This is a genomic window from Methylobacterium aquaticum (assembly GCF_016804325.1).
Classification (GTDB): Bacteria; Pseudomonadota; Alphaproteobacteria; order Rhizobiales; family Beijerinckiaceae; genus Methylobacterium; species Methylobacterium aquaticum_C.
This window is the reverse complement of record NZ_CP043627.1, coordinates 789,708-805,178: the sequence shown is the minus strand read 5'-3', so window position 1 is coordinate 805,178 and position 15,471 is coordinate 789,708. Positions and strand designations below refer to the sequence as shown.

Here is a 15,471-nt window from a genome sequence, read left to right as displayed (position 1 = left end):
GCCGGGAGAGAGGACGCCGCTTCCGGAGAGGTCGCGACCTCCATGAAGTGCGATCCCTAGATCAGCGTCGCGCTGCCCCTCTCCCGCCCCACTCCGTGGGGCACCCTCCCCCGCAGAGGGGGAGGGTTCGCCCGCGCTTCAATTCAATGACGTCTGCGTCCCGCTGCCCTGTTCGACAGGTCCGTAGTTTCGATTTCCCCGTCTCATCCAGCGGGATCACGACCTAACCTTGAGCGTTGCCCTCCCGATCGGTGCCCCCGAATGGCGCCGGCCGGGAGACGGCTCCGCGCGCGCCGCCATCCCACACATCAGGAGGACACCCCATGGACGAGCAACTCGAGAAGGCCGCCCTCGACTATCACCGCTTCCCGACGCCGGGTAAGATCGCGGTGCTGCCGACCAAGGACATGAGCACGCAGCGCGACCTCGCGCTCGCCTACTCGCCGGGCGTCGCCGCCGCCTGCCTCGCCATCGAGAAGGACCCGGCCCAGGCCGCCGAACTGACCTCCCGCGGCAACCTCGTGGCGGTGATCTCGAACGGCACCGCGGTGCTGGGGCTGGGCAATATCGGCGCGCTCGCCGGCAAGCCGGTGATGGAGGGCAAGGGCTGCCTGTTCCGCAAGTTCGCCGGCATCGACGTGTTCGACATCGAGATCGACGAGACCGATCCGGACAAGCTCGTCGACATCATCGCGAGCCTGGAGCCGACCTTCGGGGGCATCAACCTCGAGGACATCAAGGCGCCGGAATGCTTCGAGATCGAGACCCGCCTGCGTGAGCGGATGAAGATCCCGGTCTTCCACGACGACCAGCACGGCACCGCGATCATCGCGGCGGCCGCGATCCTCAACGGCCTCGAAGTGGTCGGCAAGAAGATCGAGGACGTCCGGGTCGTCTGCTCCGGCGCGGGTGCCGCCGCCATCGCCTGTCTCAACCTGCTGGTCAGCCTGGGCCTCGACAAGGCCAAGGTGCTGGTCACCGACAGCCGCGGCGTGATCTACCAGGGCCGCAACAACCTCGACGCCCAGAAGGCGCAATACGCGCAAGTCACCGAGGCCCGGACGCTGGCCGACGCCGTGCCGGGCACCGACATCTTCCTCGGCCTCTCGGCGGCCGGCGCGCTGACGCCCGAGATGGTCGAGGGCATGGCCGACAAGCCCCTGATCCTGGCGCTCGCCAACCCCGAGCCGGAGATCCGGCCGGAAGCCGCCAAGGCCGTGCGCCCCGACGCGATCATCGCCACCGGCCGCTCGGATTATCCGAACCAGGTCAACAACGTCCTGTGCTTCCCGTTCATCTTCCGCGGCGCGCTCGATGTCGGCGCGACCACGATCAACGAGGAGATGAAGCTCGCGGCGGTGAAGGCCATCGCCGAACTCGCCCGCGCCGAGCAGTCCGACGTGGTGACGGCGGCCTACGGCACGCAGGATATCGCCTTCGGGCCCGATTACCTGATCCCGCGCCCGTTCGACCCGCGGCTGATCACCAAGGTCGCCCCGGCCGTGGCGCTCGCCGCCACCGAGAGCGGCGTCGCGACGAAGCCGATGCTCGACGTCGAGGCCTATCGGCGCTCGCTGGAGCGCCTCGTCTACACCTCCGGCACGGTGATGCAGCCGGTCTTCGCCGCGGCGACGGACGCCGGCCGGACCCGCATCGCCTATGCCGAGGGCGAGGACGACCGGGTGCTCCGCGCCGCGCAGGTCGTGGTCGACGAAGGCCTGGCCCGGCCGGTCCTGGTCGGCCGCCGCGAGGTCATCGCCGAAAAGATGAAGGCGCTGGGGCTCCGCATCGAGGTCGGCCGCGACGTCGACGTGCAGGATCTCGACGACGAGGTGTTCCAGGCCGAGGCCGCGCAAGGATACTACGCCAAGCGCAAGCGCAACGGCCTGTCGCGCGAGGTGGCGCTGGCGGAGGCGCGCCGCAACCCGACGTTGGTGGGCGCGATGCTGCTGTCGCTGGGCCAGGTCGACGGCCTGCTCTGCGGCGGTACCGGCTCCTACCACAGCCACCTGCGCCACGTGCGCGAGGTGATCGGGATGGCGGCCGGCGTGAAGGCCCTCACCGCCATGAGCCTGCTGCAGCTGCCGCGGCACACGCTCTTCGTCTGCGATCCCTACATCCACCTCGATCCGGGTGCGGAGGAACTCGCCGACATGACGCTCCTGGCGGCGGCCGAGATGCGCCGCTTCGGCCAGACCCCGCGGGTGGCGCTCGTCTCGCATTCGAGCTTCGGCACCGCCCGCAACCCCTCGGCCGAGAAGATGCGCACCGCCGTCGCACTCATCGCCGAGCGGGCGCCCGATCTCGAGGTCGAGGGCGAGATGCAGGCCGATGCGGCGCTGAGCCGGCCGCTGATGGAGCGGGTGTTTCCGGAATCGCGCCTCACCGGCGAGGCCAACCTGCTGGTGATGCCGAACCTGGATGCGGCCAACATCACCCTCAACGCCCTGAAGGTGGTGGCGGGCCAGGGCATCAGCGTCGGCCCGATCCTGCTGGGTACCGCCGCCCCGGTCCACATCCTCACCCACACCACCACCGTGCGCGGCATCGTCAACATGACGGCGCTGACGGCGGTGGCTGCCGCCGCCCGGGGGGCGTAACCGCGGCACCGGCCGCCGGGCGATCCGGCGGCCGGCCCCTGGGCCGCAAGGGCCAAGGCACGCAACGCGCAACACGACCTAGGGTTCCCGGTCAATTTCCGTTTCCGGATCTTTTCTTCATGAGCATGACGCAGTATCAGACAGGCATGAATCTGTGCAATGCCGTAACTGCGCAAGGATTCTTAACGTCCCTGAGGGAAGCATGACGCTCCGTCCCGAGGGGAGCATCATGAGCCTTGCCCGCAAGTTCGTTGGTCTGTGTGCCGTCAGCCTTGTGTCGAGCGCGTTGTTGGCAGGCTCGGTCGTGCTCTACCGACAGGCGGACGGCCAGATCAAGACGGCGAACGAGAACCGTCTCGCCTCGATGCTGCTGGCCGACGAGCTGCGGCAAGCCTCCGATGACCTGACGCGGCTGGGGCGAACCTATATCGCCACCGGCAAGGCCGCCTACAAGCAGCAATACAAGGACATCATCGACATCCGCGCCGGCCGCAAGGCGCGCCCGGTCGATTATCACCGCATCTACTGGGATTACGTCGCTGCCGGCGAGGCCAAGCCGCGCCCGGACGGCGAGACCGTCTCGGTCGACACGCTGATGGACCGCCTCGGCGTGACGGCGGCGGAGAAGGAGAAGCTCGCCGAATCGGTCCGCAACTCCAACGACCTCGTCAAGGTGGCGAATGCCGCGATGAAGCTCGCCGAGAGCGGCGAGCCGGGGTCGCGAGAGGAGGCGATCCGGCTCGTCCACACCGACGAGTACCACGTGGCCAAAGCCAAGATCATGAAGCCGATCGACGACTTCTATGGTCTGCTTGACAGGCGCACCCAGCAGGCGGTCGACGACGGCGAGGCGCGGGCGTCGCTGGCCTTCGCGCTGGTTCTCGGCCTGCTCGCCGTCACGATCGGCTCGGTCACCGCCATGGCGTGGTTCGCCTACGGCGCGCTGGTGCGCGGCTACGCCTCGGTCGGCGACGCGATGCGCCGGATCGCCGCTGGCGACTACGCCGCCGAGGTGCCGGGCACCGGGCGGCGCGACGAGGTCGGCGACATGGCGCGCAGCCTGGAATCCTTCAAGACCAACCTCGCCGCCGACTTGGAGGCGCGCCACGCCGGGACAGCGAGGAGCGCCGGGTCGCCCGCCGGGCGCAGACGGCGGCGCTGGCGCAGGAATTCGAGGAGGCGGTGGGCGGCATCGTCCACACCGTCGCCGCCTCGGCGACCGAGCTGCGGGCCACCGCACAGGACATGTCGCAGCTCGCCGGCGGCACCGCCCAGCGCTCCGCCACCGTGACACAGGCGGCGCAGGACGCCTCGGCCAACGTCGCCACCGTGGCGGCCGCCGCCGAGGAGCTGAGCGCCTCGGTCGGTGAGATCGCCCGTCAGGTCTCGGATTCGGCCGCCCTCGCGAAGGAGAGCGTCACGGAGGCGTCGAAGACCGCCGAGCTGGTGAAGACCCTGAGCCAGGCCGCGACCCGGGTCGGGGACGTGGTGGCGATGATCAACGGCATCGCCGGCCAGACCAACCTCCTGGCGCTCAACGCCACGATCGAGGCCGCCCGGGCCGGCGAGGCGGGACGGGGCTTCGCGGTCGTCGCGGCCGAGGTCAAGGAACTCGCCAACCAGACCGCCAAGGCCACCGAGGAGATCGCCAGCCAGATCGGCGGCATCCAGGGCGCGACCCGCCAGGCCGTCGACGCGATCGGCGGGATCGCCTCGCGAATCGGCGATCTCAGCGGCATCTCGACGGCGATCGCCGCCTCGATCGAGGAGCAGGGCGCCGCGACCCGGGAGATCGTCCGCACCATCAGCCAGGCCGCCACCGGCACCGGCGCGGTCACGGCGACGATCACCGGCGTGGCCGATGCGGCGGGCGAGGCCGGCCAGGCGGCCGGGCGGGTCCTGAGCGTCGCCTCGTCGGTCTCGCAGGAGGCGGAGCACCTCAATACCGAGGTGGCGCGGTTCCTGAACCGGCTCCGGGCGGCGTGAGGAGCTTTTCGCGGCACCTCGTGGTGGGTTCTACCGGCGATCTCGGCATGACAACCTCGCTCATGGTGTCCGTCGACGACCCGGAGCCTGTTTGACAAATCGACGGTCTTCAATCCCTCCGAGTCGTTCCGAGGCCGCGCAGCGGAATCCGGAATGATTCGGAGGGTTTGACCTCTGTGGAGACTCATCACTTATACCGACGGTCGTTGGAAACGACCTTTGGTTCCGTTCTCGAATTGTCGTCAATCCTCTGGCTTGGCATAGACAATTCGAGATGGCTCAATGGCCCGATGCGTCAGCACCTTGGGCCATTGGTATTCGTCTCCGGGGATGAGGTCAGCGACGGGACGAAGCAGGCCGCGGTGAACGCCTCCTATCCGGCTCGGAGGAGGACGATGCCGGCATCCGCGAAGGACCTCCTCGCACCCCGCCCCGTCTCCGCTTGACCAACCGGCCGGTCGGTCAATAATGAATGGACAAGAACGGCAGGATGGGAGGGGAGACACGCCATGCGGCTGGAAAGCTACGTCCAGGGACGCTGGATCGCGCCGGGGGGAGACTGGACCGGCATCCGCAGCGCCGTGACCGGCGCGGTGGTGGCGGAGGTCGGCGGCGGCGGCCTGGACATGGCCGAGGTGCTGGACCATGCCCGCCGGGTCGGTGGTCCGAACTTGCGGCGCCTCACCTTCCACCAGCGCGCCGAGATGCTGAAGCGGCTCGCCGCCTTCCTCAACGAGCGCCGGGACAGGCTCTACGCCCTGTCGCACCAGACCGGCGCGACCCGCACCGACAACCTGATCGACATCGACGGCGGCATCGGCACGCTGTTCGTCTACGCCTCGAAGGGACGGCGGGAACTCCCGAACGCCACCTTCCTGATCGACGGGGCGGTGGAGCCGCTGTCGCGCGGCGGCAGCTTCGTCGGGCGCCACGTGATGACGTCGCGGACCGGTTGCGCGGTCCACATCAACGCCTTCAACTTCCCGTGCTGGGGCTCCTCGAAAAGCTCGCGCCCGCGATCCTCGCCGGCGTGCCGGTGGTGACGAAGCCCGCCACGATCACGTCCTACGTCGCCCATGCGCTCGTGCGGCTGATCGCCGAATCCGGCATCCTGCCCGAAGGCGCCCTGCAATGCGTGGTCGGGCCGACCGGCGACCTGTTCGATCACCTCACCGGCCAGGACGTGGTGTCGTTCACCGGCTCGGCCGAGACGGCGCAGACGCTGCAACGCCATCCGGTCATCGCCCGCGAGGCGGTGCATTTCGTCGCCGAGCGCGACTCGCTCAACGCCGCGATCCTGGGCCCCGATGCGGGGCCGGGTACGCCGGAATTCGACCTCTACATCAAGGAGGTCGCCAAGGAGATGACCGTCAAGGCCGGGCAGAAATGCACGGCGATCCGCCGGGCGCTGGCGCCCCGCGCCCAGGTGCCGGCGGTGATCGAGGCCCTGAGCCGGCGGCTGGCCTCGGTGCGGATCGGCGATCCTGCCCGCGAGGACGTGCGGATGGGCCCGGTGGTGGGTCTCGCGCAGCGGCGCGACGTGCTCGCCCGGGTCGAAGCCCTGCGGGCGGAAGCCGAGCTGGTCTTCGGCGATCCGGCGCGGGTCACCGTGGAGGGGGCGGATCCGGAGACCGGCGCCTTCCTGCCGCCGCTGCTCCTCCACTGCGCCGATCCGCTCCGGGCCCGGCAGGTGCATGCGCTCGAGGCCTTCGGCCCGGTCTGCACCGTGATGGGCTATGACGGGCTGGAGGAGGCCGCCCTGCTCGCCAATCGCGGCGAGGGCAGCCTCGTCGCCTCGCTCTACACCCACGATCCCGCGGCGGCGGCCGATCTGGTCTTCGGCGTCAGTCCCTATCACGGCCGCCTCGTCGTCATCGACCGCGACTGCGCCAAGGAGCAGACCGGCCACGGCTCGCCGATGCCGCACATGATGCATGGCGGCCCCGGCCGGGCCGGCGGCGGCGAGGAGCTGGGCGGCGTGCGGGCCTTGTCCCACTACATGCAGCGCACGGCGCTGCAGGGCTCGCCCGCGATGCTGAGCCGGATCACGCAGAGCTGGATCAAGGGCGCGCCGGAACAGGTCCTTCCCGAGCACCCGTTCCGCTGCCACTTCGAGGATCTGGAGATCGGCCGCAGCTTCCACTCGGCCGAGCGGGTGATCACGCTCCAGGACATCGAGCATTTCGCCGCGTTCACCGGCGACACCTTCTACGCCCATATGAGCGAGGAGGCGACGAAGGGCCACCCGTTCTTCCCCGGCCGGGTGGCGCACGGCTACCTGCTCCTGTCCTTCGCCGCCGGGCTGTTCGTCGATCCCGATCCGGGCCCGGTGCTGGCCAATTACGGGCTCGACTCCCTGCGCTTCCTCAAGCCGATCCAGCCCGGCGAGGCGATCCGGGTGCGGCTCACCGCCAAGGAGAAGTCGCCGCGCAACGCGCAATACGGCGAGGTGCGGTGGGACGTGGAGATCCTGACGGCGGCGGGCGAGACGGCCGCGACCTACGAGCTGCTGACGATGAATGCGATGCGGGAGGCATGAGAGCCGTGCCTTTCAAGGTATTCGCTTAGCCGTCAGCTTGGCCTTTTCGAGTGCCCTGGCGGTGGCGACCTGCTCACGCGCCACGGCCGCGGCCACGGAGGGCTTATCGACCTTGCGCTCGGGACCACGCGGGCGGGCTGCAATCCGCCCGCCCTCGACCCGCTCCGCCAACGCCGGCAGGCGGGCCGCAACCCCTGCTGCCTGCGAGCGCGCCCTGCGACCCGCGGTGGTCCAGCGCAAGGTCAGCGGCGGTCGGGCGATGGGGCTGGCCAAGGGCGAGGCGGAGTTGCGCATCGTCGTTGCTACCGCGGCACTCCGAACCACGGCGACACCCTTCGCCACGCTCCTCGCAACCATCACCGCCTGATCGAAACCCCGCCTCCAACCCCAGGGGGGTGGAAAAATGCGCGTGCCGAACAATACCCCCCGGTCATTGCCACCCCCGACCTCTCTCCCGCTCGGGAGAGGGGAGGCGCGCCATTCCTTGCCCGACGGCCCTACCCTTGGCAGAAGAAGGTTTGGTGGGCCGCGACCGCCGCCGCTCACGCGGATGTGAACGTTTCCGGCATGTCGCCGACCGCGCCCGGGATTAGACCCGCCCCGGCGCACGTTCACCCATTATGATGCTTCGCAAGCGCCCCGACGTCCTCGATCTCCTGGTGCCGCTCCGGCGCTACGCCCGGTCCTTGACGCGGGACTCCGCGCAGGCCGACGACCTCGTGCACGACACCCTCGTGCGCGCCCTCGAGCGGCAGGGGTCCCTGCGCCCGGGGACCAACCTGCGCACCTGGCTGATGACGGTGCTGCACAACGCCTTCATCGACGACCAGCGCCGCCGCAAGGTGGAGGCGCGCTACGCCGATGCCCTCGGCCACATCGTCGAGGAGGCGACGCCGCCGGCCCAGGAAGGCCATGTGCGCCTCGCCCAGGTGCGCGAGGCGTTCGGGCGCCTGCCGGCGGAGCAGCGCGAGGCCCTGCACCTCGTGACCATCGAGGGGCTGGCCTACCAGGAGGCCGCCGACGTGCTCGGCATTCCGATCGGCACGCTGATGTCGCGCCTCGGGCGGGCGCGGGCGGCCCTGCGCACCATCGAGAGCGGCGCCTCCCGCCTGCCGGCCCCGGAGGACGCGCCCGAGCGACCGGCCCCGCGCCTGCGGGTGGTCGACGGCGGCACCAGCGCGAGGGCGTCGTGATGAGCGGCGAACAGTCACGGGAGACGACCATGGATCCGATCACCGAGGCCGACCTGAACGCCTATATCGACGGCCAGCTCGACCTCGGGCGGCGGATCGAGGTCGAGGAGCACCTGGCCGCGCGGCCGGAGGTGGCGGCGCGCGTCATGGCCGACCTGCACACCCGCGATGCCCTGCGCGCCGCCTTCGGAGCGGTCGAGGGCGTGGCGGTGCGGCCGGGCCCCTCGCCCGAGCGCCTCGCCGCGGCGGCCCGCCGCCTCGACCGGGCCCTGACCTGGCGGCGCATCGGCGCGCGGCTCCAGCGCGCCGCCGTGATCGCCATGCTGGTCGGGACCGGCTGGCTCCTGCACAACGAGACCGGCGATTTCGGCGTGCAGAACACGATCGCGTCGACGCATTCCGCGACCTTCGTCGAGGAGGCGCTGCAGGCCCGCCAGGCCGCCCTGGTCCGTGCCCGGGTGACCTCGCAGCGCCCGACCCCGGCCTACGACCGCCGCGAGGTCGAGGCGGCGACCGGGATCGCCCTGCCCGACCTGCCGTCGGACTGGCGCGTCGACGACATGCAGATCTTCCCCTCGCGCAGCGGCGCGGGCGTCGAGGTCGCGATCGATGCCGGCCATCTCGGCAAGGTCGCGCTGTTCGCCACCCGCACGGCGGATGCGGAGGCGAGCGCGCCCGCCATCGTCCGCTCGCCGGAGGCCGTCACGGTCTACTGGAAGGCCGGGCACGGCGCCTACGCGCTCAGCGGCTCGGGCAGCGAGCCCGATCTCGGCCGCGCCGCCGCCACCCTGGCGGCCCTGAAGCACTGACCGTCTCACCCGTCCCCATCCCGGAGCGATCTCCCCGATGAACACCCCCTACGCCTGGCAGACCCATGCGGCCCCCGCCGGTGCGGTCTTCGACGAGGGCCTGCGGCGGCACATGCTGCGGGTCTACAACACGATGGGCCTCGGCCTGGCGCTGACCGGCCTCGTCGCGCTCGGCGTCTCCTCGACTCCGGCTCTGTACAAGCCGCTTTTCGGCACGCCGCTGAAATACGTCGTGATGCTGGCCCCCCTCGCCTTCATCATGGTGCTGTCGTTCCGCGCCGACCGGATCTCGGCCGCCACCGCCCACACCCTGTTCTGGACCTTCTGCGGGGTGATGGGCCTGTCCCTGGCCTCGATCTTCCTGGTCTTCACCGGCACCAGCATCGCCCGCACCTTCTTCATCACCGCGGCGATGTTCGGGGCGACCAGCCTCTACGGCTACACCACCAAGCGCGACCTCTCGCGGATGGGCTCGTTCCTGGTGATGGGCCTGATCGGCCTCGTCATCGCCAGCCTGGTCAACATCTTTCTGGCCTCGAGCGCGCTGCAATTCGCGATCTCGCTGATCGGCGTCGTGATCTTCACCGGGCTCACCGCCTACGACACCCAGTCGATCAAGGAGCAATATGCCGAGAGCTGGGGCGAGGAAGCCAATTCCAAGCTCGCGGTGTTCGGCGCCCTGTCGCTCTACCTGAACTTCATCAACCTGTTCCAGATGCTGCTGAGCCTCACCGGCGAGAAGGAATAGGCGTTAACCTCCACCACGGACGGACCCTCGACTTCACACCCGCCTGTCCCGCAAGGGAGGGGCGGGTTTTTTCTTGGGCATCGACGCCTTCGCGTCGACCCATCTGATCCCATCCGCAGCCTCATCCTGAGGTGCGACCGAAGGGAGCCTCGAAGGAGGGCTCCAGATGCCGCCGCGATCCCTGGAGCCCTCCTTCGAGGTCAGTCGATCCTCGATCGACTGACACCTCAGGATGAGGTCGAGAGTGGGAGAAAGAAGGCTTCGGCTCTCGGCCAGAGATAGTCCTTGGCAGGCTCCCCCGGCCCCGTACGGATTCCAGGCGCCGGCGCCCCTCCCCCTTGACCTCCCGCCACCCCAAGCCCCACACCGCGCCCGCGAGAGGCGCCCATGTCCGACATCCTGGTCATCGACAACTACGATTCCTTCACCTGGAACCTCGTCCACCTGATCGGGCCGCTCGCCGGTTCGATCGAGGTGGTGCGCAACGACGCGATCACCGTCGAGGAGATCCGCCGCCGCGCGCCGGACGCCCTGGTGCTGTCGCCCGGGCCCTGCACGCCGAGCGAGGCCGGGGTGTGCCTCGACGTGGTGCGGGATCTGAGCGACGAGATCCCGATGCTCGGCGTCTGCCTCGGCCTCCAGGCGATCGGCCAGGCCTTCGGCGGCGACGTGGTGCGGGCGCCGGCGCCCATGCACGGCAAGGTCTCGCAGGTGCGGCACCGGTCGACCGGGCTGTTTCGCGGCATCAACGGACCGTTCTCGGCCACGCGCTACCACTCGCTGGTCGTCGAGCGGGCGACCTGCCCAGCGAACCTCGTGGTGACGGCGGAGGCCGACGGGCTGATCATGGCGCTCGAGCACGCGGAGCGGCCGGTCCACGGGGTGCAGTTCCACCCCGAGAGCATCCTGTCGCAGCACGGCGAGACCATGGTGCGCAATTTCCTCGACCTCGCCACGGCGTGGAACGCCGGGGGCCGGAATGGCGGGACCCGGGGTGACAAGCGCGGCCGAGATGTGCATTGACGAAAACCAGCCGACACCCGCGCTGAGATCAGGCCCGTTACCGTCATGGACTCGTTCAAGCCCTACCTGGCGAAGGTCGCCACGGGCGCCGCGCTGACGCGCGAGGAGGCGCGGCGCGCCTTCGATCACCTGCTCTCCGGCGAGGTGACGCATGCCCAGGCCGGCGCCTTCCTGATGGCCCTGCACGTCCGCGGCGAGGCTCTGGACGAGATCACCGGAGCCGCGGGCGCCTTGCGCGAGCGCATGACCCGCGTCGCGGCGCCCGAGGGCGCGATCGACATCGTCGGCACCGGCGGGGATCATTCGGGCAGCTACAACGTCTCGACGCTGGCGGCGATCGTCACCGCCGCCTGCGGCGTGCCGGTGGCCAAGCACGGCAACCGCGCGGCCTCGTCGCGCTCGGGCGCCGCCGACGTGCTCGCGGCGCTGGGCGTCGGCCTCGGCCTCACCCCCGATCACCTCGCCCGCTGCCTCGCGGAAGCGGGCCTGTGCTTCATGTTCGCCCAGTCGCACCACGCCTCGATGCGCCACGTCGCGCCGGTGCGGGTCGAGATCGGCACCCGGACGCTGTTCAACGTGCTCGGGCCGCTCTGCAACCCGGCCGGGGTGTCGGCGCAGCTGCTCGGCGTCTACGCACCCTCGCTCGCCGAGCCGATGACCCGGGTGCTCGCCGAGCTCGGCAGCCGCCGGGTCTGGACCGTTCACGGCTCGGACGGGCTCGACGAGATCACCACCACCGGCCCGACCGCCGTGGTGGCGTGGGAAGGCGGCGCGCTCCGCCGCTTCACCATCGATCCGCGGGAACTGGGCCTGCGCCTGGCGCAGCCGGAGGAGCTGCGCGGCGGCGACCCGGCGCACAATGCGGGGGCCCTGCGCGAGGTCCTCGACGGCGCCCGCACGCCCTACCGCGACATCGGAATCCTCAATGCCGCGGCGGCCCTGATGGTGGCCGGGCGCGTTGACAGCCTGCAGGACGGCGTGACCCGCGCCGCCCAGGCGATCGATACCGGCGCGGCCAGGGCGGTCCTGGAGCGTCTGGCGGTCGTCTCGAACGCGTAACCGACGGCGTCCCCGTGAACTTGATATCCCCGACACGCTCCCGAGGGGAGGACACGGCCTTGTCCGACACCGATACGACGTCTCAGGATTCGCCGTCTCCCGGGGACGCGGCCCGCCCGCGCCCGGCCGACGTGCTCGCCCATATCGAGGCCTACAAAAGGCGCGAGATCGCCTCGGCGAAGCTGCGCGTGCCGCTGGCCGAGCTCGAGAAGCGCGTCGCCAAGGCCGACCCGCCCCGGGGCTTCGCCGATGCGATCGCGGCGCATGTGGCGCAAGATCGCTTCGCGCTGATCGCCGAGATCAAGAAGGCGTCGCCGTCCCGTGGCCTGATCCGCGAGGATTTCGACCCGCCGGCGCTCGCCCGCGCCTACGAGGCCGGCGGCGCCACCTGCCTGTCGGTCCTCACCGACGAGCCCTCGTTCAAGGGCAAGCCCGAATACCTGACGGCGGCGCGGGCCGCCTGCTCGCTGCCGGTCCTGCGCAAGGACTTCCTGTTCGAGCCCTACCAGGTGGTCGAGGCCCGGGCCTGGGGCGCCGACTGCATCCTGGTCATCATGGCAAGCCTCGACGACGACGAGGCGTCGGCGCTGGTCGAGACCGCGCACGACCTCGGCATGGACGTGCTGGTCGAGGTGCATGACGAGGTGGAGCTGGCGCGCGCCCTGCCCCTCGGCACCCGGCTCATCGGCGTCAACAACCGCTCCTTGCGCACCTTCGAGGTCTCCCTCGACAACGCCGCCCGCCTGAGCCCGCTGGTGCCGCCGGACCGGATCCTGGTCGGCGAGAGCGGCATCGGCGGCCATGCCGACGCGCAGTTCCTGGCGCGTGCCGGCATCCGGACGTTCCTGGTCGGCGAGAGCCTGATGCGGCAGGACGACGTGACGGCGGCGACGAAGCAGCTGCTGTTCGGCGCTCAAACCTGACCGTTCAGGCTTTCGCCCCGGCCGGGGCGGTCAGGAACCCGATCAGGGCCTCGCCGACCGCTGCCGGCTCCTCGTGCTGGAGCCAGTGGGTGGCCTGCGGGAAATACCGCACCGCGCCCTGCGCGCAGAGGCGCAGGCTCTCGGCGGCGAGACCGCGTTCGAGCGCCGTGTCGCGCTCGCCCCACAGCACCAGGACCGGCGGCCGGATCGGTCCGGGCGCCGGCGTCCGGGGTAGGCGCAGGGCCCGGTACCAGTTCAGCATCGCCGTGATGGCGCCCGGCCGGCGCCAGGCGGCGGCGTAGAGATCGAGATCGTGGGGCGAGAAGGCGCCGGGCCGGCTCGAATTCGTCAGGGCCCGGCGCAGGGCCGCGCAGTCGCCGGCGCGCAACAGGGCCTCGGGCAGGCCCGGAAGCTGGAACAGCCCGACATAGACGCTCCGGAGCATCTGGCTCGGGTGCCGGCGGGCATAGGCGCCGAACACGTCGGGATGCGGCGCGTTGAGGATCGCCAGCCGCTCCAGGCGGTCGGGATGGCGCGCGGCCACCCACCAGGCGACGAGGCCGCCCCAATCGTGCCCGACGAGACGGAAGCGCTCGCGGCCGAGGGCGTCGGCGAGGCCGATCACGTCGTCGGCGAGGCGGTCGAGATGGTAGGCCGCGATTCCCTCCGGCCGGCTCGACAGGCCGTAGCCGCGCTGGTCCGGCGCCACCACCCGCAGGCCCGCCGCCGCCAGCGGACCGATCTGGTGCCGCCAGCTCCACCAGGTCTCGGGAAAGCCGTGGAGCAGCACGGTGAGCGGCCCGTCCTCCGGGCCGGCCTCGGCGACCGACAGGGTCAGGCCGCGGACCGGGATGCGACGCGTCACGGGCTCGGTGGGCGTCATCGCGGCGGCCTCCAGCGGATTTGCGACGGCGAGAGCGAAACGCGGCAGAGACGGATCCGGTCGGGTGGATCGACGCGGAGCGGGACGTTGCGCCGACGCATCACATGCGACGAGGATGCCACAACGGGCGAATGGACCCTTGCCAGCCGGGCCGGCAGGCCATAGCTTTGAATGGCAACGCGGCGATGGCGTCGCGGCGTTGCTGCCCTCTTTGGGCGTTTCCTCCCTAGACTTGGGCCACACCTCGCGTGTGGCCTTTTTTCTTAGGTGCGAGGGCATCTGTCAACGGCCAAGCCGGGTCGGATTCATCTCATTTTCGCAACGAACCCGCAGTGGCTTTTGCGTGAGCCCTCAGGACTTTCGGACGGCCCGCAGGGGCTTGCGCCGGCCCTGACCGCAACCGGACAATCCCGGATACACCGCGTTCACCCTTCATCAAGCAAAGGTGCGGACGCGCACGGCGCAAGCCGCGCTCAGGTTCTACACATCGCCCGGTCACGCGGCGACGGAGGTTCGGCGATGATCAGGGAAAGACTCGACGACATCCGGTTCCTCGTGACCCTCGCGATGGTGGCGATGGTCGGCAGCCTGCTCGCGGGCCTTTTCACCTGAGTCAGAGCGCGCCGACGTTTCGGAAAACACCTTTTCGGGGGTGAGCGATTCAGGCCACCCCGCCGACCAGGTCCGCGATGGCGGCGCGATCCGGCAAGGCATCGAACACGCCCTTGCGGCGGACCACGCAGGCGCCGCAGGCCGCAGCCAGGCTCAGGCTCTCCGGGAGCGGACGCCCCTCGGCGAGGGCGACCGCGAGCCCCGCCGTGAAGGCGTCGCCCGCCCCGAGCGTATCGATCGCGGTCACCCGGAAGGCGGGCTGGACCAGGGCGGGCCGGCCGTCCCGGAAGGCGAGCGCGCCACCGGACCCGAGGGTGACGACGACGAGGTCCGGCCCGGAGGCGAGGAGCGCCCCCGCGAGGCCGGCCCAGGCCTTCGGGCTCGTCTCGTTCCCGCCATCGGGCAGCGGTACTCCGAGAGCGACGCCGAACGCCGCCGCCTCGACCGCATTGACGACCAGGATCGCGGTGTCGGCCAGGATCCCGGGCGACGGCATCCGGAACGGCGAGGGGTTGAGCAGGGTGCGCACGCCTGCCGCGCGGGCGATCCGGAAGGCCTCCGCCACCGCCTCGTCGCCGACCTCGAACTGCGCCAGGACGAGGGCGCTCCCGGCGATCCGCTCCGCCGCCGCCCGCACCTCCGCGGTCCCGAGCCGGGCATTGGCGCCCGGATGGACGGCGAGGCAATTCTCGCCCGCGGCGTCGGTGAAGCCGATGCCGGCTCCGGTCGGGCCGGCGAAGCGATGCAGCATCGCGGCGGGCAGGCCGGCGCGGTCGAGGGCCGGCGCGGCGAGCGCCGCCAGGGGATCGTCGCCGACCGCCAGGAGGCCGTCGACCGCGGCGCCGAGGCGCCGCGCGCCGACCGCGAGATTGAGGCCCTTGCCGCCCGGTTCGACCAGGAAAGCCTGTGCCCTCAGCGATTCGCCCGCTCGCGGCAGGCGGTCAACCGTGGCAGAACAGGCCACCACGAAGCTCCCGAGGACGAAGAGAGCCGGATCGGCTAGCATGTCGACTCTCTCCCCGACGCTCATTGCGGCGATCATGCCCCTTCTCCGTCCCGTCGCCCGCGCCGTGCCGGCGCGGTCCCGCCGCAGCGG

12 protein-coding genes and 1 pseudogene are annotated in these 15,471 nt (G+C 70.8%); 11 read left to right on the top strand and 2 right to left on the bottom strand.

All coding sequences use genetic code 11. The features are described 5' to 3' along the window. The first annotated feature begins 323 nt into the window (after nucleotides 1-323). From F1D61_RS03545 to trpC, 11 genes and pseudogenes are all read left to right on the top strand, one after another. Nucleotides 324-2,600, top strand: a complete 2,277-nt coding sequence (locus tag F1D61_RS03545; RefSeq protein WP_203156540.1) for an NADP-dependent malic enzyme — start codon at nucleotides 324-326, stop codon at nucleotides 2,598-2,600. A gap of 289 nt (nucleotides 2,601-2,889) precedes the next feature. Next, complete coding sequence (locus F1D61_RS35225; protein WP_246775695.1) at nucleotides 2,890-3,891, top strand: methyl-accepting chemotaxis protein; 1,002 nt, start codon at nucleotides 2,890-2,892, stop codon at nucleotides 3,889-3,891. Further along, complete coding sequence (locus F1D61_RS33825) at nucleotides 3,846-4,586, top strand: methyl-accepting chemotaxis protein (RefSeq protein WP_246775694.1); 741 nt, start codon at nucleotides 3,846-3,848, stop codon at nucleotides 4,584-4,586. The genes F1D61_RS35225 and F1D61_RS33825 overlap by 46 nt, the downstream gene beginning before the upstream one ends. A 509-nt stretch (nucleotides 4,587-5,095) precedes the next feature. Continuing rightward, nucleotides 5,096-7,125 (top strand): annotated as a pseudogene (paaZ, locus tag F1D61_RS03535) (phenylacetic acid degradation bifunctional protein PaaZ). Nucleotides 7,126-7,237: 112 nt separating this feature from the next. Then, complete coding sequence (locus F1D61_RS03530) at nucleotides 7,238-7,492, top strand: hypothetical protein (protein WP_203156539.1); 255 nt, start codon at nucleotides 7,238-7,240, stop codon at nucleotides 7,490-7,492. A gap of 256 nt (nucleotides 7,493-7,748) precedes the next feature. Beyond that, nucleotides 7,749-8,318 (top strand): sigma-70 family RNA polymerase sigma factor, encoded by a 570-nt coding sequence (locus tag F1D61_RS03525; protein ID WP_432443288.1) that lies wholly within the window; start codon nucleotides 7,749-7,751, stop codon nucleotides 8,316-8,318. A gap of 29 nt (nucleotides 8,319-8,347) precedes the next feature. After that, on the top strand, nucleotides 8,348-9,127 hold the full coding sequence (locus tag F1D61_RS03520; RefSeq protein WP_203156537.1) for an anti-sigma factor family protein: 780 nt from the start codon (nucleotides 8,348-8,350) through the stop codon (nucleotides 9,125-9,127). Nucleotides 9,128-9,164: 37 nt separating this feature from the next. Beyond that, nucleotides 9,165-9,875, top strand: coding sequence for a Bax inhibitor-1/YccA family protein (locus tag F1D61_RS03515; RefSeq protein ID WP_203156536.1), 711 nt, complete (start codon nucleotides 9,165-9,167; stop codon nucleotides 9,873-9,875). A gap of 387 nt (nucleotides 9,876-10,262) precedes the next feature. Continuing rightward, nucleotides 10,263-10,898, top strand: coding sequence for an anthranilate synthase component II (locus F1D61_RS03510; RefSeq protein WP_203156535.1), 636 nt, complete (start codon nucleotides 10,263-10,265; stop codon nucleotides 10,896-10,898). A 45-nt stretch (nucleotides 10,899-10,943) separates the two neighbouring features. Beyond that, entirely contained in the window at nucleotides 10,944-11,957 is a 1,014-nt protein-coding gene (gene trpD / locus F1D61_RS03505; protein WP_203156534.1) for an anthranilate phosphoribosyltransferase, read from the top strand. Between the two features lie 131 nt (nucleotides 11,958-12,088). Continuing rightward, the gene (gene trpC / locus F1D61_RS03500; RefSeq protein ID WP_246775919.1) at nucleotides 12,089-12,880 is read left to right on the top strand and encodes an indole-3-glycerol phosphate synthase TrpC; all 792 of its coding nucleotides are present in this window, start codon (nucleotides 12,089-12,091) and stop codon (nucleotides 12,878-12,880) included. A 4-nt stretch (nucleotides 12,881-12,884) separates the two neighbouring features. Here the strand turns inward: trpC and F1D61_RS03495 are convergent, their stop codons facing one another. Together F1D61_RS03495 and F1D61_RS03490 are read right to left on the bottom strand one after the other, a co-directional pair. After that, nucleotides 12,885-13,763: an alpha/beta fold hydrolase gene (locus tag F1D61_RS03495; RefSeq protein ID WP_203156532.1), complete on the bottom strand. Its 879-nt coding sequence runs from the start codon at nucleotides 13,761-13,763 to the stop codon at nucleotides 12,885-12,887. Between the two features lie 661 nt (nucleotides 13,764-14,424). Next, nucleotides 14,425-15,381 (bottom strand): ribokinase, encoded by a 957-nt coding sequence (locus F1D61_RS03490; RefSeq protein ID WP_246775693.1) that lies wholly within the window; start codon nucleotides 15,379-15,381, stop codon nucleotides 14,425-14,427. Nucleotides 15,382-15,471: the final 90 nt, after the last annotated feature.

Coding starts and splice junctions, on each gene's coding strand:
- F1D61_RS03545 (WP_203156540.1), top strand. CDS start 324: ATGGACGAGCAACTCGAGAAGGCCGCCCTCGACTATCACCGCTTCCCG.
- F1D61_RS33825 (WP_246775694.1), top strand. CDS start 3,846: ATGTCGCAGCTCGCCGGCGGCACCGCCCAGCGCTCCGCCACCGTGACA.
- F1D61_RS03525 (WP_432443288.1), top strand. CDS start 7,749: ATGCTTCGCAAGCGCCCCGACGTCCTCGATCTCCTGGTGCCGCTCCGG.
- F1D61_RS03520 (WP_203156537.1), top strand. CDS start 8,348: ATGGATCCGATCACCGAGGCCGACCTGAACGCCTATATCGACGGCCAG.
- F1D61_RS03515 (WP_203156536.1), top strand. CDS start 9,165: ATGAACACCCCCTACGCCTGGCAGACCCATGCGGCCCCCGCCGGTGCG.
- F1D61_RS03510 (WP_203156535.1), top strand. CDS start 10,263: ATGTCCGACATCCTGGTCATCGACAACTACGATTCCTTCACCTGGAAC.
- trpD (WP_203156534.1), top strand. CDS start 10,944: ATGGACTCGTTCAAGCCCTACCTGGCGAAGGTCGCCACGGGCGCCGCG.
- F1D61_RS03495 (WP_203156532.1), bottom strand. CDS start 13,763: ATGACGCCCACCGAGCCCGTGACGCGTCGCATCCCGGTCCGCGGCCTG.
- F1D61_RS03490 (WP_246775693.1), bottom strand. CDS start 15,381: ATGCTAGCCGATCCGGCTCTCTTCGTCCTCGGGAGCTTCGTGGTGGCC.